The 23,798-nt window shown below is 31.3% G+C and carries 13 protein-coding genes and 1 tRNA gene; 4 read left to right on the top strand and 10 right to left on the bottom strand.

Going from position 1 to position 23,798, the window contains the following annotated elements; translation table 11 throughout:
- Positions 1-21: 21 nt before the first annotated feature.
- The 6 genes from ACKTTR_RS13640 to ACKTTR_RS13615 all read right to left on the bottom strand — a co-directional run bounded on the left by ACKTTR_RS13640 (position 22) and on the right by ACKTTR_RS13615 (position 8,617).
- Positions 22-2,037, bottom strand: coding sequence for a DUF3857 and transglutaminase domain-containing protein (locus ACKTTR_RS13640; RefSeq protein ID WP_408028365.1), 2,016 nt, complete (start codon positions 2,035-2,037; stop codon positions 22-24).
- Between the two features lie 5 nt (positions 2,038-2,042).
- The gene (locus tag ACKTTR_RS13635; RefSeq protein ID WP_408028364.1) at positions 2,043-3,956 is read right to left on the bottom strand and encodes a DUF3857 domain-containing protein; all 1,914 of its coding nucleotides are present in this window, start codon (positions 3,954-3,956) and stop codon (positions 2,043-2,045) included.
- Between the two features lie 72 nt (positions 3,957-4,028).
- Entirely contained in the window at positions 4,029-5,129 is a 1,101-nt protein-coding gene (locus ACKTTR_RS13630) for a DUF4407 domain-containing protein (RefSeq protein ID WP_408028363.1), read from the bottom strand.
- Between the two features lie 98 nt (positions 5,130-5,227).
- Entirely contained in the window at positions 5,228-6,724 is a 1,497-nt protein-coding gene (locus ACKTTR_RS13625) for a M56 family metallopeptidase (protein ID WP_408028362.1), read from the bottom strand.
- Entirely contained in the window at positions 6,724-7,092 is a 369-nt protein-coding gene (locus tag ACKTTR_RS13620; RefSeq protein WP_408028361.1) for a BlaI/MecI/CopY family transcriptional regulator, read from the bottom strand. Before ACKTTR_RS13620 ends, ACKTTR_RS13625 begins: the two co-directional genes overlap by 1 nt.
- A 136-nt stretch (positions 7,093-7,228) precedes the next feature.
- A complete protein-coding gene (locus tag ACKTTR_RS13615) occupies positions 7,229-8,617 on the bottom strand; it encodes a dipeptidase (RefSeq protein WP_408028360.1) in 1,389 nt (462 codons plus the stop codon).
- Between the two features lie 101 nt (positions 8,618-8,718).
- Here ACKTTR_RS13615 and ACKTTR_RS13610 point away from each other — a divergent pair.
- Positions 8,719-8,800: transfer RNA gene (locus ACKTTR_RS13610), tRNA-Leu, on the top strand.
- Between the two features lie 77 nt (positions 8,801-8,877).
- On the opposite strand, the gene ACKTTR_RS13605 is transcribed toward ACKTTR_RS13610, so the two are convergent.
- Positions 8,878-10,239: a TlpA family protein disulfide reductase gene (locus tag ACKTTR_RS13605; RefSeq protein ID WP_408028359.1), complete on the bottom strand. Its 1,362-nt coding sequence runs from the start codon at positions 10,237-10,239 to the stop codon at positions 8,878-8,880.
- 131 nt (positions 10,240-10,370) lie between these two features.
- Here ACKTTR_RS13605 and cls point away from each other — a divergent pair, with 131 nt between their 5' ends.
- On the top strand, positions 10,371-11,813 hold the full coding sequence (cls, locus tag ACKTTR_RS13600) for a cardiolipin synthase (RefSeq protein WP_408028358.1): 1,443 nt from the start codon (positions 10,371-10,373) through the stop codon (positions 11,811-11,813).
- A gap of 82 nt (positions 11,814-11,895) precedes the next feature.
- Here the strand turns inward: cls and ACKTTR_RS13595 are convergent, their stop codons facing one another.
- The 3 genes from ACKTTR_RS13595 to ACKTTR_RS13585 are packed head-to-tail and all read right to left on the bottom strand — an operon-like array spanning position 11,896 to position 21,371.
- On the bottom strand, positions 11,896-13,845 hold the full coding sequence (locus ACKTTR_RS13595; protein WP_408028357.1) for an OmpA family protein: 1,950 nt from the start codon (positions 13,843-13,845) through the stop codon (positions 11,896-11,898).
- Positions 13,846-13,856: 11 nt separating this feature from the next.
- Positions 13,857-14,792, bottom strand: a complete 936-nt coding sequence (locus ACKTTR_RS13590) for a PorP/SprF family type IX secretion system membrane protein (protein ID WP_408028356.1) — start codon at positions 14,790-14,792, stop codon at positions 13,857-13,859.
- 15 nt (positions 14,793-14,807) lie between these two features.
- The gene (locus ACKTTR_RS13585) at positions 14,808-21,371 is read right to left on the bottom strand and encodes a DUF7507 domain-containing protein (RefSeq protein ID WP_408028355.1); all 6,564 of its coding nucleotides are present in this window, start codon (positions 21,369-21,371) and stop codon (positions 14,808-14,810) included.
- A gap of 791 nt (positions 21,372-22,162) precedes the next feature.
- On the opposite strand from ACKTTR_RS13585, the gene ACKTTR_RS13580 reads away from it, so the two are divergent.
- Positions 22,163-22,657: a GbsR/MarR family transcriptional regulator gene (locus tag ACKTTR_RS13580; RefSeq protein ID WP_408028354.1), complete on the top strand. Its 495-nt coding sequence runs from the start codon at positions 22,163-22,165 to the stop codon at positions 22,655-22,657.
- A gap of 14 nt (positions 22,658-22,671) precedes the next feature.
- Entirely contained in the window at positions 22,672-23,793 is a 1,122-nt protein-coding gene (locus tag ACKTTR_RS13575) for an efflux RND transporter periplasmic adaptor subunit (protein WP_408028353.1), read from the top strand.
- Positions 23,794-23,798 lie beyond the last annotated feature (5 nt).

The raw sequence follows: 23,798 nt of genomic DNA, 5'->3' as shown, positions 1-23,798 counted from the left end.
CAATAAATACGTCTTGAGGTTTTATTGTTTTTTAACTAATACAATTTTTTCAGTTTGTTTTTTTACTAATTGATTGTAAAAGTCTTTTACGATAGTATAATATTGAGGAGCTATTATATTTGAGTTAAACTGAACTACTGAAGAGAGTTTAATTTTGTTTCCTTGTACCAGTACTTTGTATTTAAATATTCCTAAATTATTAGGTAGCCCTATTGCTAATTCTTCTGGGTACGACTCTACAGAGTAACTATTGGGAACTGTAATGGAAACAGAATATTGATCTTGCCATGGCATACTAAAATCTATGGGGAAGTTTCGTTCTATAGATTTAAAAGGGTTCTCTTTTGTAGCTAGGAAGAATGAAGGAGAAAAATATAGTTTATTGTTTATTTCCTCAATAAAATCCTCGCCTGAAAATTTTAAATTTTGTATAATAGGTTTAGACAAATTTTCTTTGTTCAAAACTTTGAACTCGTCGATTTCTATACCATGGTCACTTTCTATGGTGTTAATAATTTCTTCTTCTTTCTTAAGGTTGTTTTTTTGACGATAAAACATGGCTGAATGACCTGTTAATAATTTTCTATACATTCCAATGACTTCTCCAGATTCATCAATTTTTACATGTAATATGTTATTTTCTTCAGTGTGATTTAAAGGAATTAAATTGATTTTAGTTGACGAACCGTCTTTAAGAACTTCTCTACCATACCAATTTAAAGTTCGGTATGGAAGAATATTTATTGTAGAATATTTTTCAGTAGCGTCTAGTAAAATGTATTTACCGTCTGATAAATTTACTTTAGAAATAAGATAATTGAATCCCTCTAAAGTAGGGAATAAAGGAACTCCGTTGTTTTTAGTACTTACTAACAAAGGGTTCGCATCTAGTCCAGCACTGCGTAACATAGATGTTAGTGTTAAATTAATTTCAGCAGAATTACCCACTCCTTCTTTAAAGGCTTTTTTTACGCCCACATCTGTATATTTAGCATAATAACCATCCCATTTTATTTTAGATTTTACAAATTGAAATATTAAAGCAATTTTTTCAGAATCATTTTTAGCTTGTGTTAAAATACTTTTCAAATCATCTTCAAAATAACTGCTCTTTTCCAATTCATTTCCAAAACTAGATGACTTGTATATCGTTTTACATACGTCTTCCCATGTTGTGGTGTAGTTTTTTATTCCTCCTCCTGTTTTTAAGAAGTTTGTTCCAGAAAGTTCAAACTGAATTCCGCCCCTATAGTTGTCAATATTTCCAGAATATGGTTCATTTTCCTTAATCTCAGGAATGTTAGTGGCAGAAAACTCAGAGACAAAATTAGAGTAATCTATTTTTGTATTGTTAAAAGATGTTTTTACAGTACGGTAACCACTTCTAGTTTTTGAAGAAATATTTATAGAGGCTCTTTTTTTATATTCTTTTAAAGGGATATTGTAATAGCCTTTTAATCTTTTGTTAAAAGTAAAGTATTCAGGGATTTCTACTTTGTAATTTAAATTTTTAACTGGAATTCCATACTGGAAATTCAGAGTTTTGATGTCCCAATAAGGTGAAGTTAAGGTATATTTTAAATCAATAACACTGCCTTCTTTAACGTTGGGTAACGTTATTTTTTTTTGGCTTCTATATTTATTTAGTTTTTCATCAAAAACATCTTTTTTAGAGAGTTTAACTTTTTCAATTTTGTTGTTTTCTAAGTTATAAGTATAAGCTTTTAATGAGCTAATTCTTTCTTGCTCTCCAGAGTCGGGATTGTAGAATTTTATTTTTTTTGAGGCATAATTAAATCCTTCTTTTGTATAAATTTTAATACGTTCATGGTAGTCAGTAACAACTTGAAAACCTTTATTTGAATCATATTCAAAATAAGTTCTTCGTTCTTTTAATAGATAAGCAGCATCTGCTGTTGAGTCTAAAGGATAAAATTTTTCTTCAAGTTCTTCTTTAGAAACATTTCCGAATTTAATTTCCTGTGCATTTAAGTGAATCGTTATAATTAACGTGAAAATAGATAGTATTTTTTTCATAGCTTTTATTGTTTAATTAATTCTATTCTTAAGTTATCGTATTTGACAACTGTTTTTCTAAATTTCCTATAGGCTTTGTAATCTTCTTTTGGGTATATTCCTTTTAAAAGAGAAAACTCTCTTTTATATTTGAAAGTAGTATCATCTATCTTTTCAAAACGAATATTATAAGTTCCAAACTTATTGGTGATATTTCTTTTTTCTGGTAAACTTGTATATTTATATCCTTGTGGGAGTGTAAAAGTAAATTCATCTTTATCAGTAAACCCTCTTTCAACTTCTATAGGCTGTTGTCTATTTCTATATTTTTTAGGCACTCCTGTAATTCGATTAAAAATATTAAGCTTAAATAAATAACTACTATCTCTAACAGTTGCAAATTTTTCTATTTTAATGTCAAGATTCTCAGTAAATTCAATCTGTTCTTTATTGTTAGAAAGCTTAATGTTATCAACTTCTAAATTATTATTGTAATCCCAAACCGTAGATTTGTAATATTTATTGAGCTCTTTTTTAGTAAATTCTTTTATAGAATACTTGTCATAATATTGTGTTCCGTATGATTTCCTCTCAAAATGAGCTGAGATGTTTCCGTTAGGCAGTAACTTAACATCAGCTTTGGTAAGTTGTAAATTGTCTTTGTTAATATAAGCAGGAGTTCTTTTAATTACACCTCCTTCAGGAGTTATTACCAGCACATCTCTATCGTCTGTAAAATCCCCTAAAAAACCAAAGGGCATCGTTTGACTAGTACATTCTACCCAGATGTCTTTTCCATCATTAGGAATATTTAAAATCATATGATTTCCTTGAATAGATGTGAAGCTACTGTCAATGTTTTTTTTATTACCAGCGTAAACTAATGCATGGTATGATTTTATTCCAACAACGTCCAATAAAGCTTTTGTATAGTTGGTTAACCCTTTACAGTCACCATAGCTAACTTCGTCTACTTTGTATGCAGCTATAGGCTCCCAACCACCAATATCTACTTGTACACTAATGTATCTTGTTTTATTTTGCATATAATCATAAATGATTTTAGCTTTTTCTATTGGATTATTAGTGTCTTTAACAAGTTGTTTTACTTTTGAAATAGTGGAAGGAGGTAATTGATTTTTGCCACTAATAAGGTTACTATACATCCATTTTCCAAACTCTTCCCAATTCTTAGCATTCCCTTTAATTCCTTTTAGGCTAAATGAATCAAGTGAGACAGACATGTTTGGAACAAGCTCTTCAAAATTTAAAGTATAGTATTCTGGTCTAATAGCTGGTTGGTTTGTTAATGTATAGTTTATATTATTATTACTGGAAGAGTTTTTAATAGGAAAGTTAACAAAATTTTTATTCCTTTTTCTAAAAGGGATGTTTTGAGGATTATTTATTACATATACACTTTTTTCAATGGCTAAATTGTAATTTTCAATTGGAAACCATTTAGGTATAAATCCTGTAGAGGAGTTTTTATACTCAGATTCAAAAAGAACAGTGTAAGGGTATGAAGTAGGTGTGTGTTCTAGAAATTTAACTCTTGAGTCAGAATATAGAGTTCCGCCATCAATTGCACTAACATCTTGAAAATCACTTTTAGAATATTTTTTTATCTTATTACCTAATGCATCATAGATAGTAGCTGATAATTTGGTTATCTTGGTATCTTTGTTATAGTGCTTGTATGCATTAATGTGTTTTTTACCAAGCTTATTAAAAACAGTAACAATTCTTTGTTGTTCGATTACAAGACGGTCTACGGCTTCTATATTTATGACTGTTTTGTTTAGTCTAATTATAGCATTAGCATTTTCTTTTAGTTTTTTGGGAATAAAAAGAGAAGAAAGATTTTCTTTTTCTTGAGAAAAAATATTGCTACATAGCATAAACACTATTGAAAGAATAGTGAGTTGGTTGGTTTTCATGCAATTAATTAATTTTGTTTTCTAGAAAACGAAAATATAAAAAATAATAGAATATAAAAATTGTAGTTATTATTATAAAATATCTTGTTGATTCTTATAAAAGGAATCGGTTTGTAACTTCATTAGGTTACGAGCCATTTTTTGTTTGTAATTGTACAAATCTTCTTCAGTTTTCAAATCAGAATATACTTTGTCGTTGAGGTCTACATCTGTTTGTAATATAGCTTCTCGTTGATGGATTTGTTGTTGAATCCAAGTTTTAACTATAGATTCATGGTTTTCTAATTTATAATCATACTCACTTTTTGAGCTAATAAGTTTGGTAAAGATAGGAGCAGTCTCTATCGCTAAAAATAATAAGAAAATGAAGAAAGAAGGTAGCCAAGGTAATTTGTTTAAAGCATTAACACGAGCCATTAATCCATCGAAATTAGAAATAATAGGTTGTGTTTTAGATTCAGCTTCTTTTTGTTGTTGAGTTAAATTCCTAATAATTTCTTCTTTAGTTTTAATTTTTTCATTATTAGAAGTCTTTAATTGGCTTAATTCGGATAAAGCAGCATCGTGTTTGTCTCTTTTTTCTTTATAAACAGGACCTTTACCAAGAAGTTTTGTTCCTTTTCTGCCTTCAGCTTCTGCAATATAAGTCTCATAAAGTGTATTTACTTCTTGTTCTTTGGTAGCAATTTCATTTTTTAAAGAAGCAATGTCAGTGTTTATTTTTTCGATTTCAGGAGTAAACAGTTGTGCTATTTGTGTTTTGTTATCTAATGTCATCTGATTTTTCTCTGTCAATAACACTTGGTTGATTTCCTTTTCAAAAATTTTTAACTCCAAAGGTTTAGAAATTACCACAGCTATAATCATGGCAAGTAATAATCTAGGAAGCACTTGTATAAGTTCTTTTCGTTTCGACTTTCTTTTTTTAATAGTAGAAACAATAAATCTATCTAAATTAAAAATGAGTAATCCCCAAATAATGCCAAAGAAAATAGCGGTGTAAATATTGTTAAAAACTGTAAATAAAGCGTAGGCAGAAGCAATGGTAGCCATTAAAGCAGTGAAGAAAACGGTAGCACCAATACCAGCGTATTTGTTTTGTTCACCATTAGCACAATTTTCAAGCAAATTTAAATCTGCTCCAGAACAAATAAGGAAAAATCGTTTTAACATAAAATAAGCTTATGTTTTAATAACGAGTTATTTAGGGTTTTGTTACAAAAAAAGCCTCATTTAAGAGGCTTTTAACAAGTATGTGTTTTGAATATCAGTTATTTATTGCTAGTAATATATACTGATCCTGTGCCATCTTTGTTTTTTTTAACATCAACTTTTTTTATGTCTTTAGGAGCAATTTTGTCTAATTTTTCTTTAGAAATAAGCTTGCCATCTAAGTAATATTTTACATCAGAGGTGTTAATATTACTTGTGTTTTTAGTAACCCTTTTGCTATAAAACTTGATGATTTTTTTATTGTTTTTAGCATGGCTTATGGTTCTTAGTCCCTCTTTATTTTTTGTTAACTTAATAACTTCATTATAACTCACCTTTTTGTCATCGAAATAGAAATCAGCATTTTTGTTTTGATATATATACTCGATAGCGTCTATTGGAGGAGGAGGTGGTATGTTTAAAGCGCCTCCTTTTCTAACAACCCTGGTGGTTGGGCTTGGAGGAGGAGTTCTTTTACTAACCTTTCTTATTGGTGGAGGTGGTGGGAGTTGTTCTTTTTCCTTCTCTGTTAATTCTGAGAACTTTTTAGTTATTTTATTCCCTTTTTCATCATTGTAAGTTATTTCCGCGTCTTCATGATTAACTCTTTTTCTATAAACTGTTACTGATGATGGAATTGAATCTTTTGAAGTTTCAGTAGAGAGTACATGTGTTTTTTCTTCGTATTCCTGTTTTTTTGTTGTTTCTGCTTCTACCTTTTCAGCAAAGAGAAGTGTGAATCCTGCTATTACTGGTATTACTGCCAGTTTTTTTAGCAAAATTTTGGTACGAGAACTTTGTTTTGTCATCATTAATAATCTTTTTTTAGTTAATAAATAATTCAAATTACTGGCCAAGTAATATTCGTTGTTCCAAGTAGCTCTGTTTAATAGTAAATATTGATACTCGGTAATGTTTTTATGTGTAGTAACTACTTTATTGTCTGCTAAAAACTCATGATTTAATTTCACTGCTTTTTTAAGAAATATAAATGTTGGGTTGAACCAAAAAATGATTTGTAAAAACTCAATTAGGAGCACATCAAATGTGTGTTTTTGTAAGGCATGTGTTAATTCGTGTGTATAAAGTTCAGTTTCTATTTTGTTTGTGTTGTACTCTTCTTTATTAATAAAAATATAATTCCAAAAGGTGTGTGGACTAATTAAATCGTCAACCAAAACAAGGGTAACTTTATTCTTATTAATTTTTTGATGTTGTTTTATTTTTAAGACGATATCAAATAGGTTCTTTGTAAAACGAACTACTAAAACGATTGCTATGAATGAATATCCAATGAAAAGATATTGTGTGTAGTTAATCTCTTCAGTAGTACTTATAACTGTAGTAGCATCTGTAATTAAAGGAGATGTTATCCTCGAAGTATTCGGAACTGCCTGAACGTATATTTTATAAAAAGGAGCTAAAAAGGAAAAAAACACGCTACCTAACAGATAAAATCGGTTGAATTGATGCATTTTTTCTCGTTCTAAAACCAAGTGATAGAAGGCGAGCAACAAAGCTAAACAAATTCCTGATTTGATTAAATACGTTACCATTATTGTTGCTTTTTAATTTGCTGATCAATAATTTTTTTCAAGTCTTCTAATTCAGAAACTGATAAATCTGTTTTCTCTGTAAAGAAAGAAGCAAACTGACTCGCAGAGTTGTTAAAAAAGTTTTTAATCAATCCGTTCACATGTTTAGAGAAGTAGTCTGACTTTTTAACCAAAGGAAAATATTCTCTCGATTTTCCATACAGTTTGTAATCAACAAAACCTTTGTCTTTCATTCTTTTTAATAGAGTAGCAACTGTAGTGGTAGCAGGTTTTGGTTCAGGAAATTCAGCTAAAAGGTCTTTCATAAACGCTTTTTTCAATTTCCACAAATATTGCATCACTTGTTCTTCTGTTTTCGATAATTGCATTTTGATAAAAGTATAACATTGCTCTACAAATGTAGAAATAAATTTTAATTCTACAAGTGTAGAGTTAAAATTTATTGCAAAAAAAATAGCCTTGAAACTGTTTCAAGGCTATTTTAGTGGTGTTATTAAGAATTGATTATTTTGATAACTCTGTAAAATACTGATAAAAATACGGAATAGTTTCAATTCCTTTCAAGTAATTCCATACACCAAAATGTTCGTTTGGTGAATGAATGGCATCAGAATTTAATCCGAATCCCATTAAGATGGTTTTACTCTTTAATTCTTGTTCAAACAAAGCAACTATAGGTATACTTCCTCCACTTCTTTGTGGGATAGGAGTTACTCCAAAGGTTTCTTGATATGCTTTGCTTGCTGCTTGGTAACCAATGTTATCTATAGGAGTTACATATCCTTGACCTCCATGATGAGGTTTTACTTCTACTTTTACCGATTTTGGAGCAATGCTTTCAAAGTGCTTTTTAAATAATTCGGTAATTTCTTCCCATTCTTGTCCTGGTACTAAGCGCATAGAGATTTTAGCATAGGCTTTAGAAGCAATCACTGTTTTGGCTCCTTCACCAGTATATCCACCCCAAATACCGTTCACATCTAAGGTAGGACGAATAGAGTTGCGTTCGTTAGTAGTATAACCCGCTTCTCCGTGAACATCATCAATGTCTAAGGCCTTTTTATATTCTTCTAATGAAAATGGAGCTTTTGCCATTTCATCACGTTCTTCACGAGATAATTCTTCTACTTTATCATAAAATCCTGGGATGGTAATATGATTGTTCTCATCGTGTAATGAAGCAATCATTTGGGTTAAAATGTTGATTGGATTCGCTACCGCACCACCATATAAACCAGAGTGTAAGTCTCTATTAGGGCCAGTAACTTCAACTTCAACATAACTTAAACCACGTAAACCAGTGGTGATAGAAGGAATGTCGTTTGCAATCATTCCTGTATCTGAAATTAAAATTACATCGTTGGCAAGTTTCTCTTTGTTTCTAGGAACAAACCAGGCTAAACTTTCTGAGCCTACTTCTTCTTCACCTTCTATCATGAATTTTACATTACAAGGTAAATTCCCTGTGTGGGTCATATATTCTAATGCCTTTACATGCATATACATTTGCCCCTTATCGTCACAAGCACCGCGTGCAAAAATGGCTCCTTCAGGATGGATGTCTGTTTTTTTGATAACAGGATCGAATGGAGGAGAGGTCCATAAATCGATTGGATCCGCTGGTTGCACATCGTAATGCCCGTATACCAATACTGTGGGTAAGTTAGGATCTATTATTTTTTCTCCGTAAACAATTGGGTATCCTGGAGTTTCGCAAATTTCTACTTTATCACAGCCTGCTTTTTCTAAACTTTCTTTTACAGCATCAGCAGTATTTAATACGTCTTGATTAAAGGCAGGATCTGCACTTACTGATGGAATTTTTAATAAATCGATAAGTTCATTAATAAAACGATCTTTATGTTGAACTATGTAATCTTTTACGTTTTGCATGTGTTGTGTATTAATAAGTTTCAAAAATAAGAAAAATAGTATACTTGTTCTTGGTAGTTTGTAAGTATTGTTTATATTTGCATCCACAATTTCAAAAGTACGCGGGCGTGGTGGAATTGGTAGACACGCTAGACTTAGGATCTAGTGCCGTGAGGTGTGAGAGTTCGAGTCTCTCCGCCCGTACTGATTTAAAAACAAAACCTTAATTCGTATAGAGTTAAGGTTTTTTTGATTTGAATACTTTGTTTGTTGTTTGGGAATTAGATTTTTAATTCATCAAATAACTCGATTAATTTTTTATCAGAAGGCCTAGGAGCGTAAGAATTCACAATGTTACCAGAAGGATCGATTAGAATAAAGTGAGGAATTCCTTGGACTCCATAATCAGTGATAAATTTTGAGTTCCAGTTATTGTCTGCCATTAACTGTACTCCTGTTAATTGTTTATCTTTGATCATTTGTTTCCAGATACTGTGATCTTTTTCAGCGTCTATAGAAATACTTACAAATTCAATATTCTTATCATGATATTTTTTTTCTACTTCTTTTAAAAAAGGGATTTCAGCTTTACATGGTTGACACCAAGTTGCCCATATATCAATGTATACATATTTTCCTCTTAAATCAGTTAAAGATGTAGTTCCACCTGCATTGTTTTCGTAATTAGCAAATACTGGAGAAGTCTTTCCTCTAGTTAATTTTTGAATTTTATTAAATTTTTCTGTTAATTTTTCTTTTAAAGCCTTGTCTGAAGAAAGTTTCATGATACCATTGTAAAGTTCTTCTGCATTTGGATTACGAACTGATACTTGACGAGATAAGTCGGCAAGTAAATTGTTGCCAATGACTTTACTTTTTGATTCTTTAATTAGCTGTAATGCTGCTGCTTCGAACGAAATGTTCTCTTTTTCAGCTTTTTCTCTAGCCGAAGAAGAAAAGTAATTACCTACAATACCCTTGTAGGTGTCGAATAGTTCGTAATGTTTTTCATTATTAAGATCTAAGTCTTTTAGAACATTAGGAAAAGATTCAGAAACTTTAAAGTCTTTATTTTTTGTGAAATAACCATGAGCAGGTTGATAGCTTATTACATGACTAATATATTCGTATTTTATATTTGTTTTTTCTTGCTCAACAAAATCAGGAGGTAAGTTTGCTAAAGATTTTTCTAAGGTGCTTTTTTGTTCGTTCATTTTAGCTAAGTAAGCTACTTCATCTAAAGAGTAAAGTTCTGGTGTTGTTCCTGTCCTTTCTTTAATTAAAAATTTTTGAGCTAGAAAGTTGTTGACATCACTACCTTTACCAGCATATATAATACTTTCGTCAAATTCTTTAGCATCCATATTTAAATGAAGATTATAATCATCTTTTAAAAACATAGATGAAGACTCTTTACCATCACTAAATTTATAATATCCATTAGTGTTAAAAATAGTGTCGGAAAAAGTTCCAGTATCAGAAATTTTAATTTCTCGAACAACTTCGTTAGAGCTGTTTTTAATTATTAAATTTTCACTATTAGCATTTTTAATAGTTCCTGTAAACAATGTGTAGTTAACAGGTCTAGATTTGTTACAAGAAATAATTATGGTAGTTAAAATACCAAAAAATAGTTTTTTCATAGTGTTATTTTTAAGTTTAATGTATTTTTTATTAACGTTTTTTATGAGTTAAAATTATAGATAAGATATTGACTTTCAAAATTAACTTGTATTAATATTTTAAATATCTTTAGCAAAAAGATATTTTTATTTTGATAACAACACTACTTATAATTTTATATGTAGCTATAGTTGCTACAGTTGCTGTTATTATTATTAATACCTCAACACCACCAAAAGCAATAGCTTATTTGTTTTTAATTATTTTATTTCCAGTTGGAGGTATTATTATCTATTTAACGATTGGGATAAATCATAGAACATATAAACTGTACAATAAAAAGCTAGAAGTTGACAAAAACATTTTCTTTGAACTTAAAGAAAAACTCAAAAATTATACTGAGAAAACGTTATCAACCTCTAAAAATCATTTAGGACATTTTTATAACCTTACGAAGTTTATACATAAAGAAAATGTTTTAACAAATAATAATAAAGTTAGTTTACTCTTAAATGGAGAATGTAAATTTCCAGAGGTTATAAAGGCTTTAAAAGCAGCAAAAAATCATATACATATAGAGTATTATATTTTTCAAAATGATACTATTGGTAAACAAATAGGTGATGTTTTAAAAGAAAAGGCTAAAGAAGGAATTAAAATACGTTTTATTTATGATGATTTTGGAAGTAAGGATATTCGTAAGTCGTTTGTGAAATCTTTAATTGATTGTGGAGTAGAGGCGTACCCTTTTTATAAAATTAAATGGTTGTTATTAGCCAATAGAATTAATTACCGAAATCATAGAAAAATTATTGTTATTGATGGTAAAGTTGGTTTTGTAGGTGGTGTTAATGTTTCAGAAAGGTATATTAATCCTAATAAGTTTAATTGTTATTGGAGAGATACACATATTAAAATTAAAGGACTTGCCGTTTTAAATTTACAACGTGTTTTTTTAGCAGATTGGAACTTTTGTGCTGATCAAAATGTTGTTATTGAAGAAGAACTTTTTCCTGTAGAGAATCAAGAAAATCCAAGTGATTATCAACAATTAGTACAAATAATTTCTAGCGGACCAGATTCTGATCACCCAGATATTATGTATGCGCTAATTCAAGCAATTTTATTATCAAAAAAAGAAATACTAATTACTACTCCTTATTTTGTACCTAGAGCGTCTTTTTTAGATGCTCTTAAAATAGCTAGTTTGAGTGGGGTTACAATAAAACTATTGGTGCCAAGTATTTCAGATTCGAAATTAGTTAATGGGGTGTCAAATTCTTTTTATAAAGAAGTGTTAGAAATAGGAGTAGAGGTGTATAGATATAAAAAAGGGTTTGTACATGCAAAAACAATGGTGTTTGACGAGTTGGTTTGTTCTGTAGGAACAGCAAATTTAGATGAACGTAGTTTTGATTTAAATTTTGAAATTAACGCATTAGTTTATGATAAAGATTTTGCAAGTCAGTTGAAAAATGCTTTTATGGAAGATTTAAAAAATAGTGAGAAAATAGACTTAAGTCAGTGGAATAATAGACCTGTTTTAATACGTTTTACAGAGAGGTTAGCTAGATTGTTAGCTCCTATTTTGTAGTTGAGTTATAGAAGAGTAACGATAAAACCCCTTAAGAAAAGAAGTTTTACCGTTATTTATTCCTCAAAAAGAGCTTTTGAAGTTATTCTTTAATTATAAACATAGATCTACGGTTGAGTTGATGTTCGTCTTCTGTACACGTAGTTTGGTTGGTGCATTTGTTAATGAGTTCTGATTCACCATATCCTTTTGCTGTTAATCTAGTTATATCAATCCCTTTCTTTAATAGCCAGCTTAATGTGGCTTGTGCCCTACTTTCAGATAATTTTAAATTGTAAGAATCATTTCCTCTTGAATCTGTATGTGATTCGATATGAATTTTTAAAGTAGGGTATTCTTTTAAAGCAGCTAAAATTTTAGCTAATTCAATTTCTGCATCTGGACGAATATTAGATTTATCATAATCAAAGTAAATTGGTTGTAATGTTAATCTACATCCTAAATCATTTGGAGGACAAGGATCTGAGAGTTCTAAAGCTAAAGGCATGTTTAGCTTAATAGGCATTTTTATAGTTTTAGGATTGTTAGGAGTTTCTATAACCTTTTCTTTAGGGTGGTATTTTTCTTTCTTTGCTCTTAAAGTATACTGTTCTTGACAGTTCAATAGAAAAGTAAAAGTAGCATCACTACCTACAGTGACTGTTTTTACTTCTTTATTATTACTATCTATTAAGGTAACTTCTGCATTAGGAATAAGTTCACCTGTTTTTTTGTCGGTTACGGGACCTTGAATAGTAATTTCACAACGTTCCCAAATTTGATAAATGTCGTCGCTCTTGCTTCCTTCTTTACCATCACGATTAGATGTAAAGTAGCCTATTCTATCTTCTTTTATAATGAAACCAAAATCATCTTTTGGACTGTTTATAGGTTCTCCAAAAGTAGAAACTTCTCCATGAGAATTTTCTTCTAATTTTGTTACAAAAATGTCTAAACCTCCCATACCTGAATGCCCATCACTTGAGAAGTATAGGTTGTTTTCATCGCTTACAAAAGGGAATGTTTCTCTTTCAGCCGTGTTAATTTTGTTACCAAGATTTACAGGACTTGTATAAATATCTTCACCCAAGATTTTTACATACCAAATATCGGACATGCCTAAACTACCAGGCATATCTGAAGAAAAGTAGAGTTTATTTTCGTCAGGACTAAGAGTTGGGTGGCCTACAGAGTAGTTGTCATTATTAAAAGGAAGTTCTTGTATATTTTCCCAAGTATTTCCGTGTCTGGTAGCTTTGTATATTTTGAGTCTAACTACATGGTCTCTATCTCTTTTCTTTTTACCATTTATGTAGTTATTTCTAGTGAAATACATAGTGTTTCCATCTTTTGTAAAAACAGCAGTAGACTCATGATAAGGAGAGTTAACATTTTTGTTAAAAGCTTTTACTTTTCCAAAATTCATGTTTTTATCTAATGATACCTGATATAAGTTTAAGAAAGGTTGTTCATCCCACCCAGCAAGCTCATTAGTTTGTTCTTTTGATAAAGTTGGATTTTTTCTACTTGAAGCAAAGACAATATTGTCACCATAAAAAGCTGGTCCAAAATCTGAATATTCTGTATTAACAGGAATTTTTTCTATTTCAAAAAGCTTGTCATGTACACCTTTTTTAAATAAAGTATCAGCGACATTTTTATAAGAATCTAAAGAAGTAATTTTTCCTCCTTTAAATCTATATATTTCCATGAGTTTCTCAGCTTCTTCAGGTTGGTTGATACTCTTTAAACATTGTGCCGCTCTAAAATAATCAACTGTAAGGGCTTCGTTTGGAAATCGATCTATTAAATTGTAATACCATTTTGCAGCTTTTGAATAATCACTGTTAAAATAGTACGTGTTTCCTAGCTTTCTATATATTTCAGCTGAACCGTAGTTCTTTTCAACAACTTTTAAATAGATTTTTCGGGCATCTATAAAGTCGTAGGTACTATACTTTGTGTTTGCCTTTTCAACCAATGCAATTTGAGCAAAAGCAGAGGTGTTTAACAAAGCAAATAAAAAGTAAAAAATTAAATAATGCTTTTTCATGATATTAAGGTTTAGAAGAATCTTGGTGTTAGTATACGTTCAGGATTATTGAAGATATCAAACCTTAAAAAGAATTCGTAAGAACCATTACTGTGGTCTTCGATATCAGTAGTTTGAAAATCATATCCCATTCCTAAGAATAACTGATTAGTTATTTGAAATCCTGCCATGGCGCTAATTGCAGCGTCCCATCGATAAGAGGCTCCAAGGGTAAATTTATTGTTGAATAGAAAATTTGCAGATAAATCAGCTTGTAAAGGAGACCCGTTAACCCATTTAAACATTGTTGCAGGTTTAAGTTTTAGGTTTTCACTAATATCGAAAACATAACCTACTATTAAGAAATAATGTAAACGTTCTATAGCTATAGCGTCCTCATTGCTGTTATTGGTACTGTCTGAATTATAATGTTTAGAATTGAAAAAATTAGGTACTGATAACCCAAGGTAGAGTCTGTCGTTATTATAGTAAATACCTGCACCTATTTGGGGTTGTACTTTTTTATCAATATTTTCTGCAAATTGCCAATCGTTTTCATCATATATATTCAGTTTAGAGTAATCTACATCTAGTATACTCAGTCCTCCTTTAATACCAAAGGATATTCTTGAACGCCCTGATAAAAGTAAGGAGTATGCATAATCTATTGTAATACCTGTTTCGTTAGAAGGACCTATTTCATCATTAATAATAGAAAGTCCTATTGCGTTTCGTTTTAAGGTACCCAAAGGCATGTTAAAAGTAAAAGTTCCAGTATTTGGAGCTCCTTCAAATCCAGCCCATTGTGTTCTGTATAGTAAACCTAAACCAAGAGCATTTTTTGAACCAATATAACCTGGGTTTACAACTTGAGTATTATACATGTATTGAGTGTATTGTGGGTCTTGTTGAGAAAAACACACATTTACACTAATAATTATTAATAGTAATATAGAATAATGTTTCATTAGGTTTAGCGCTTTTTAGTTTCTTTTTAGATATAAATATCCTTTGTTAGTCATAGCTTCTTGGTTAGAATTCCATCGTGTGAGTATATAGAAATATGTACCTGTGGGCAGTTTTTGATCTTTACTAACAGTTGCACGTCCTTCAGATATTCCTCTAAATAAATTTCCATTAATTCCATAAGCATTAGTTTGATAAACTAAAACACCCCATCTATTAAAAACCTTTAGGTTATTGTTAGGGTAATTTTCAATACCATTAATACGGAAGAAGTCATTTGCTCCATCCTCATCAGGAGAAACAGCATTAAAAATTTCAAAAGCAATTTCTTCAACAGGTAAATCTGTAATTGTAGGATCATCTGGGTCACCATCATTATCAATATCAATATCGTCTAGGTTGTTTGGATCGTCAGAAGTATCAGTTACAGAATTTCCTGAGGAATCTTCTGCTGTAATTAAGGCTTGATTAGTAACAGATTCGTTTGTTAAGTCTTGTTCGGTTATAACATAAATGGCAGTAAAGGTTGTACTGTCTACTTCACCAGGTAATAGCTGGGAAATAGTGCTGCCATTAATGGTAATACCAGGTAAATTATCTTGTAAAGTAATGTTATATAAAGTCGAATCTCCGGTATTGTATATGATAAAACTATATGTAATGGTTTCTCCAACATTAGCATATCCATCTCCATTAGTATCATTAAAAACACTTATTTTTTCAAGAGAAATACTATTATTAGGTTGACATAGCGTAGTTTGAGTTTGGTCGTCTTCAAGAGTACTATTATCATCAGATAAATCACTTACATTATTACCGCTAATACTTGTACCTGTAACTGTTGCTTGATTACTTACAGAACCATTATCAATATTGGTTTGAGTAATGGAGTAATTAGCGGAGTAAACCCAGGTTTCATTTACATCAAGTTGATTGTCGTTGTTGGTATCACCTGAGGCAAGGGTAATTGTACCGCCTAACATTGGGTCGGTTAGAATCACATTTGTAATGCTTGTGTTTCCTATGTTTGTAAGAGTGAAATTATAAGTTATTGTTTCTCCTGAATCACTACAACCATCATTGTCTTCATCATTGAAAGTAGCAGTTTTAATTAGGGCAATTTCATCAGACTGACATAGATTGGTTTGTGTTTGATCATCTTCAAGAATACTATCGTCATCAGATAGATCGCTTACATTATTACCACTAATACTTGTACCTGTAACAGTTGCTTGATTACTTAGAGAACCATTGTCAATATTAGATTGAGTAATGGTGTAATTAGCGGAATAATTCCAGACCTCATTTACATCAAGTTGATTGTCACTATCGGTATCGCCTGAGGCAAGAGTAATTGTACCACCTAGCATTGGGTCGGTTAGAATCACATTCGTAATGCTTGTGTTTCCTATGTTTGTAAGAGTGAAATTATAAGTTATTGTTTCTCCTATATCACTACAACCATCATTGTCTTCATCATTGAAAGTAGCCGTTTTAATTAGGGCAATTCCATCAGACTGACATAGATTGGTTTGTGTTTGATCATCTTCAAGAGTACTATTGTCATCAGATAAATCACTTACATTATTACCACTAATACTTGTACCTGTAACAGTTGCTTGATTACTTACAGAACCATTATCAATATTTGCTTGGTTTAAGGTGTAATTAGCAGAGTAACTCCAAATTTCATTTACATCAAGTCGATTGTCACTATCGGTATCACCTGAGGCAAGAGTAATTGTACCACCTAGCATTGGGTCGATGAGTACTACATTAGTAATGGTAGTATTTCCTGTGTTTGTAAGAGTGAAGTTGTAAGTTATCGTTTCTCCTACATCGCTACATCCATCTGTATCTTCATCATTGAAAGTGGCCGTTTTAATAAGTGCAATACTATCGGATTGACACAGTGTAGTTTGTGTTGGGTCGTCTTCAAGTACACTATCATTATCAGATAAGTCTGTGACAACGACACCTTGCGATGATTCTCCGCTTGCGGTAGCTTGATTAGTAATTGACCCACTATCGATATTGCCTTGAGTTAGGATATAATCAGCTGTATAAACCCATATTTCACCTACATCAAGTGTGTTGTTTGTGTTCAAGTCTCCTGAATCTAATGTAACAGGTCCGCCTAATAAAGGATCATTTACAGTTACATTAATTAAACCAGTATTACCTTGATTTGTAACCGTCATTGTGTAGGTTATTGTTTCTCCGGTATTGCTACAACCATCTGAGTTTTCATCATTAAAAGTGGCTGTTTTAACAATAGCAATGTCTGGTGTTTGACATAAATCAATAGTAGTGATATCATCTTCCAGAATACTGTTGTCATCAGATTGATCACTAACTGTACCTCCAGAAACAGTACTAGCTTGTACCGTAGCTTGATTTTGCACAAAAGTATTTGTAATGTCTAGTGGAGTAACAATATAAGAACCTGTATATATCCAAACTTCATCAACATCTAACTCATTATCTAAGTCAGTATCTCCTGAGCTGTAAGAAACTGTAAGTAAAGGGTCGGTTACAACTATTGAGTTTAGTGTTGTGTTTCCTGTATTTATTACAGAAAGAACAAAAGTTATTGTCTCTCCATCATCACTACAACCATCGCCATTTTCATCATTAATAGTACCCTGTTTAATAAGTGCAATGTCTTCAGTTTGACATATATTAATTACAGTTGGATCGTCCTCTAATATGCTATTGTCATCAGACAAGTCACTTACGTTTGTTCCTCCAGTACTTACTCCAGTTACAGTAGCTTGACCAGTAACGGAACCATTGTCAATATCGTCTTGAGTAATAGTATATTCTAGTGAGTATATCCATGTTTCATCAACATCTAATTCATTATCGCCGTCAGTATCACCAGACTCCAATGTTAATGGAGATGGAGAAATAGGATCGGTTAATTCAACGTTTGTAATACTTACATTACCAGTATTGGTTACGGTATACGTATATGTAATTGTTTCTCCTTCATTGGCACATCCATCACCATCAAGGTCATTAAAAACACCTTGTTTTAATAAGGCAATACCTGCTTGTTGACAAAAAGTTGTGTTAGTGGCATCGATATATCCACCATAAACTTCGATTGAATTTACAGCGGCAACTAATGAGTTTACTGTTAATTGAATTTCATCAAAAGTAGTGCTAGTATTAAAAGCTACAGCGTAAAAATTATCTGTACTTGTAGGAGTAATATTGACTAACCCAAGAGCTTCGAGGGCTAATAAATTATTTGCTGTTTGTTGTTCTTGTTGAACACCATCAAGATAAGTTGTAATTGTAAGTGTATTTAATAGGTCTGCTTGAAGTAAGTCGTTTGTGTCTCTAATTACAAATCCTGCTTGTGTACCAGCAGGGTAATCAACAAGTACATCTTGAACTGATATAGAAGCATTTCCAGCGACACCAGCTACAATGTTTATCAGTGCATAATCAGAGTTGTCTTCAGATATAACATTCACAGCATTATCAACCTCACAAGCTACACAAGCAACACCATCAGTTCCTGTATTATCATTGTTTATGATTACGGAGTTACTAGGATTTGATATTACGTAAGGCTCCTCACAATTAATTATTCCTGGACAGAAAGATTGAAGTACCATTCCGTAAACTCTGGTACTACCTAAATCTAAAGAAAGAGTTTGCGTTATAGAAAGTTGTACTTCATCAAAAGGAGCAGTGGTAATAAATCCTAATCTTACCGATTCACTACCTGTTAATAATAAACCAGAATATACAGGAAGTAATTCAGTTGTGCCCGTTTTAGATTCAACAAGTACTCCGTCTAAATAGGTTGAAATAGTTATGGCGTCAAACAGTTGAGTGTTTAGAAGAGTGGTGTTTTCAATGTCAAAACCAGCAAAAGTATTTGAAGTGTAATCGGTAATTTCATTTTTATAGGCTATAGATGCTGTACCAGCCACACCAGCTAACAAGTCTATAGAAGCATAGTTTGAAGTGTCAGAATCGATAGCATTATTAATGTTATTAACACTTCCTAGTGTTAAAAGACCTCCATTTCCTGTGTGTTCCTCTACAGCTCTTACAGGAAAGTTTGGTTTGGTAAGCTGTGTAGCGGTATTACAAACTAACTCAGGTCCTTCACAAAATCTATTAGTTACCGCAGTATAAATATTAGTTGTTGAAGCAACTCCTGCTAAACTTGAAAAGGAGATTTCAACAGCATCATAATTCATTGAGGTGTAAAAACCAACGTAAAATTGATCACCTCCTAAAATAGGACTATCTAAAGCTAGTAATGAAGTACTTGTATTGGTTTCCTGTTGTGCTCCGTCAAGATAAGTTGTTATAGTAATGGCATCTAAAAGGTCTGCTTGAATTACTGAAGTATTTTCTATTAAAAAACCTGCGTAACCACCTGACTCGAGAAATTCACCAGCTGTATTGTCAGTTACGGTTAGTGTATGTGTTACTCCTAGACCGATAAGTGTTGAAACAGAAGCAAAGTTAGAAGAATCTGTATCTATAATGTTGCTAGCATCCGAAATACCACAACCTACTACACAGAGTCCAGAAGTATTTTCACCTACTGTTAAATCTGTAAAATTATCATTTGTTATAGCTACAGGATTTTCTGTATTACAGGGAATAGAGGATTGTACGCCATCTGTATAAATAATATACTCTGCTGTAGATTGACATCCGTTTGCATCTGTTACTGTTACATTGTAACTTCCTTGAGTTAATCCAGAAATAGAAGAAGATGTTTGACCTCCAGGATTCCATAGATAAGTGTAAGGGGGTGTTCCTCCAGATACAGATAAAGAAATGCTTCCGTCTGAAGCTCCGATAGAGGTTTCTTTTATTGTGTTACCTGATATTTTTATGGAGTTGTCTACATAACTACCATAAACCTCAATGCTATTAATAGTAGCAGCGAGTGAACTAACTGTAAGCTGAATTTCATCGTATTCAAGTGAAGTAGAAAATCCTACCAAATAAAAACCATTAGTTGTAGATGGAGTTATATTTATTAACCCTAATGCTTCGAGAGCTAGTAAATTATTTCCAGATTGTGTTTCTTGTATAGAACCATCTAAATAAGTGGTTATAGTCAGAGAATTTAAAAGGTCTAATTCTAATAAGTCGTTTGTATCTCTAATAACAAATCCAGCAGTGCTTCCTGAAGGAAAATTGTTTAAAATGTTTTCAACTGAAATAGAGGCTGTACTGGCAACGCCTGCAGTTACATTTATCATAGCAAAGTCAGATTCACTTTCACTAATAACATTTGTTGCATTGTCTACTTCACAGGCAACACAAGCTACTCCGTTTACACCTGTATTTGTATTGTTGATTATTACAGGATGTGAAGGATTATTTAATAATGTAGCAGTATCACAATTTAAATCCCCTTCGCTAAAGGCTTCTAATATAAGACCGTAAACACGGGTACTTCCTAAGTCTAAAGAAAGAGTTTGTTGAATGGATAATTGAGCTTCATCAAAGGGTAATGAAGTTAAAAAACCTACTTGAGAGCGTTCAGTACCAGTAAATAATAAACCACTGTCTACTGATAATAATTCAGAACTACCTGTTTTTACTTCCTGTTGAACGCCATCTAAATAAGTTGTTATGGTAATTCCATCAAGTAGTTCAAGATTTAAAACAGAAGCATTTTCAATATCAAAACCTACATAAGTTTGTGCAGGATAGTTTGTTAATTCATCTTTTATAGAAATACTTCCAGTAGCTATAACACCTAAAGTAAAGTCAATACTAGCATATGTATTATTGTTTGAATCTATAGCCGAATTGGTGTTTGTAACTGTACCAACATTTAAAACACCACCCATTCCAGTATGTTCATCAACAATACGAGCTGGAAAATCTGGTTTATTTATTAAAGTAGGGGTGTTAGATTCTAAATTAGGACCAACGCAAAAACTATTGGTAACAGGATAATAAATAAAGGTGTTAGAAGCAATACCAGCTAAGCTAGCTATTGATATCTCAATACTATCATAATCTAATGTAGTGTAGAAGCCTACATAAAACTGATCATTATTAAGTAAAGAGCTATCTAGTGTTACTAAGGAAGTTCCAGAGTTTGTTTCTTGTTCAACTCCGTTTAAATATGTTTTTACGGTAATAGCACCGAGCAAGTCTATTTGAGCAACAGAACCGTTTTCTATTAAAAAACCTGCATAACTACCAGCTTCAAAAAATTCATCTGTAGTATTGTCTGTTACTGTTATTGTATGAGTTACTCCTAGGTCTAGTAATGTAGAAACTGAGGTGTAATTTGTAAGATCGGAATCTGTTAAATTATTAAGATCAGAAATTCCACATCCCAATAAACAAAGACCATCAGTATCTTCAGTTACAGTTAAATCGGTAAAACTAGATGAAACAATTGCAACTGGAGAATCGGTGTTACAAGGAACAGTTATGGGTGGAAAATAATTAATATTATTTACAATACTTTTTTCAGAAAAAGAAGAAAGAGTCAAAAACAAGAAAAGTATTGAAGTGAATTTGAATTGTATGCAAATATTTTGCAACGTTAAGTACGTTTGGGTAATTCTTTTCATAATAGTTGATTGGTTAGACATTGTAAAAAGAGCCGTCAAGTCCTAATAGTGGTTTTTGGACACAGGCAGTCATTACATTAGTTTAAAATGTTGATAAATAGCTTTTAAATATTAAGGTGTAATAGCTAGTTTTTTAACAAAGCAATAATTCAGAGTTCATTTTACGGGGGGTATAATTAGTTATGAGTATAAGATGTAGTTGTACGACTACCAAATAATGGTAACCTAATAAGCAACAGCATGGTTGTTGAAATAGCAGTAGGTCGATTTAAAAATCTTGGTGAGAAATAATAGTATTAATTATAGCTAACCTTTTTGATGAGGTAAGAGATAAGTAATCATGGTTTGAGAGACTTAAATTAAAAAAACTTAATTGTGTACCAGTAAAACCAAAATAGGAAATTACTTAGTTTTCAACAATCAGTAGTTAATTACTGACAGTAAATAGCATTTTAACTTTAAGGGGTTTTATTAAGAGAAAAACGCAAGTTATTTTTATTGAATAACTATTTAATCTATTAATCTTTTGTGAATATAGTAAAAAAATAATTAAAATAAAATAGATTAAACTATGTTTGTTTCTTTTTGTTGTTGTTTTTTTATTTTTCAAAACAACTTTGTTTTAATTTAAGGCATCTCATTCAGTAAGAATTATTTAATTCAGAAAGTTACTTAGCTAAGAGTGTTAATATGACTACTTACAATTTTTATTAAGAATGTATTAACATTTTTTTAACTTCGTTTAGTTCGGTTTGTTCCGAACTAAACTTATTTTTGCATAGTAAATTTTAATGAAGATGAATCAAGTAGAAAAGAGAAAATGTGAATTAGTTGAGAAGCTAGGTATTTTTTTAGAGAAAAAAGAACAGCTAGCACCAGTGGCGGCAAGGATATTTTCACATATTATTTTAACAGGAAAACAAGGAACAACCTTTGAAGATTTAGTGTCTGGTCTTTGTGCTAGTAAAAGTACAATTTCAACACACCTTAATCATTTACAAGGGTTGAAGAAAGTAAGTTACTTTACAAAAACAGGTGATAGGAAAAAATACTTTATCCTTAATAGTGACACCATGCTACAAGGAATTAGCAATATGGTAGAAGAATGGGAAGGAGAAAAAGAGCTACACCTAGAAGTTAAAGAATATAAAGAAGATATTAATAGAACATTGAAAGAAGAAGACAGGTTTGATCTAGGTTTTCATGATAGTTTTATTGAGTTTTTAGACGGAGCTATTGAATCTATTACTAAACTGAAAGAAAAAATTATAAACCACAAACACTAATTATTATATATAAAATGAAATATCAATCTATATACGGTATTGCTATTCTTAGCATTGTTGCATTATTTTTTACAAGCTGTGGAAAACAACAACAAAACCAACAACAAATGCCAGCGCTACCTTTTCCAGTAGTAAAGGTTGCTGAAAAAACAATAACAAATTATCAAAGTTACCCAGTAACTATTGAAGGTGAAGTAAATAGTGAAATAAGACCAAAGGTTTCTGGATATGTAAAAAATGTTTTAGTAAAAGAAGGACAAAAGGTTAAGCAAGGACAATTGTTGTTTAAGTTAGAAACACAATCGTTAAGTCAAGATGCTGAAGCTGCAAAAGCGGCTGTAAACACTGCACAAGTAGAAGTTAATAAGCTAAAGCCATTAGTAGAAAAGAATATTATTAGTCCAGTTCAATTAGAAACAGCTAAGGCAAGTTTAGCTCAGGCTAAAAGTACTTATAACAGTATTGTTGCAAATATTAACTATGCAAATATAAAAAGTCCTGTAAATGGATTTGTAGGTTCAATTAATTACAGAAAAGGAGCTTTAGTAAGTGCACAAAGTGCAATGCCTTTAACAAAGGTAGCCTCTATAAAAAATGTATATGCATACTTTTCTATGAATGAAAAAGAGTTTTTAAACTTTATTGCCTTAGCAGAAGGAGAGACAATGGATGAAAAAATTAAAAAATTACCACCAGTAAAGTTATTGTTAGCTAACGGAAAAGAGTATGAGCAAACTGGAGTTATTAAAACCATTGCAGGAGATATTAATCAGCAAACAGGTACTATTAGTTTTAGAGCAAAGTTTGATAATAAAGCAGGTTTGTTACGTAACGGAAGTAGTGGTACAATTTTAATACCTAAAGTACATAATGATGCGTTAATTATACCTTCAGAATCTACATTTGAACGTCAAGGTAAGGTGTATGTTTATACAGTAAATAATGATTCTTTGGCTGAAAAAACTATTGAAGTTGAAGCGCAAGTAGGAAAGCTTTATGTGGTAAAGTCAGGATTAACAAAAGAACAAACCATTTTAGCTAAAGGCTTAAATAAAGTACGTTCTGGAGCAAAAATTAAACCAGTTCCAACACCTTTAGATAGTATAGTTAACTCATTCGATACGGTATTTAAATAATAAAG

Source organism: Tenacibaculum litoreum (assembly GCF_964513915.1).
GTDB classification, from domain to species: Bacteria; Bacteroidota; Bacteroidia; order Flavobacteriales; family Flavobacteriaceae; genus Polaribacter; species Polaribacter litoreum.
Note: the sequence above shows the minus strand (reverse complement) of the source record. Positions and strands in the feature narration are given on the sequence as shown.

What these genes read in the sequence shown, in the direction of transcription:
- ACKTTR_RS13640 (WP_408028365.1), bottom strand. Translation starts at nt 2,037, where the DNA reads ATGAAAAAAATACTATCTATTTTCACGTTAATTATAACGATTCACTTA.
- ACKTTR_RS13635 (WP_408028364.1), bottom strand. Translation starts at nt 3,956, where the DNA reads ATGAAAACCAACCAACTCACTATTCTTTCAATAGTGTTTATGCTATGT.
- ACKTTR_RS13630 (WP_408028363.1), bottom strand. Translation starts at nt 5,129, where the DNA reads ATGTTAAAACGATTTTTCCTTATTTGTTCTGGAGCAGATTTAAATTTG.
- ACKTTR_RS13625 (WP_408028362.1), bottom strand. Translation starts at nt 6,724, where the DNA reads ATGGTAACGTATTTAATCAAATCAGGAATTTGTTTAGCTTTGTTGCTC.
- ACKTTR_RS13620 (WP_408028361.1), bottom strand. Translation starts at nt 7,092, where the DNA reads ATGCAATTATCGAAAACAGAAGAACAAGTGATGCAATATTTGTGGAAA.
- ACKTTR_RS13615 (WP_408028360.1), bottom strand. Translation starts at nt 8,617, where the DNA reads ATGCAAAACGTAAAAGATTACATAGTTCAACATAAAGATCGTTTTATT.
- ACKTTR_RS13605 (WP_408028359.1), bottom strand. Translation starts at nt 10,239, where the DNA reads ATGAAAAAACTATTTTTTGGTATTTTAACTACCATAATTATTTCTTGT.
- ACKTTR_RS13595 (WP_408028357.1), bottom strand. Translation starts at nt 13,845, where the DNA reads ATGAAAAAGCATTATTTAATTTTTTACTTTTTATTTGCTTTGTTAAAC.
- ACKTTR_RS13590 (WP_408028356.1), bottom strand. Translation starts at nt 14,792, where the DNA reads ATGAAACATTATTCTATATTACTATTAATAATTATTAGTGTAAATGTG.
- ACKTTR_RS13585 (WP_408028355.1), bottom strand. Translation starts at nt 21,371, where the DNA reads ATGAAAAGAATTACCCAAACGTACTTAACGTTGCAAAATATTTGCATA.
- ACKTTR_RS13580 (WP_408028354.1), top strand. Translation starts at nt 22,163, where the DNA reads ATGAAGATGAATCAAGTAGAAAAGAGAAAATGTGAATTAGTTGAGAAG.
- ACKTTR_RS13575 (WP_408028353.1), top strand. Translation starts at nt 22,672, where the DNA reads ATGAAATATCAATCTATATACGGTATTGCTATTCTTAGCATTGTTGCA.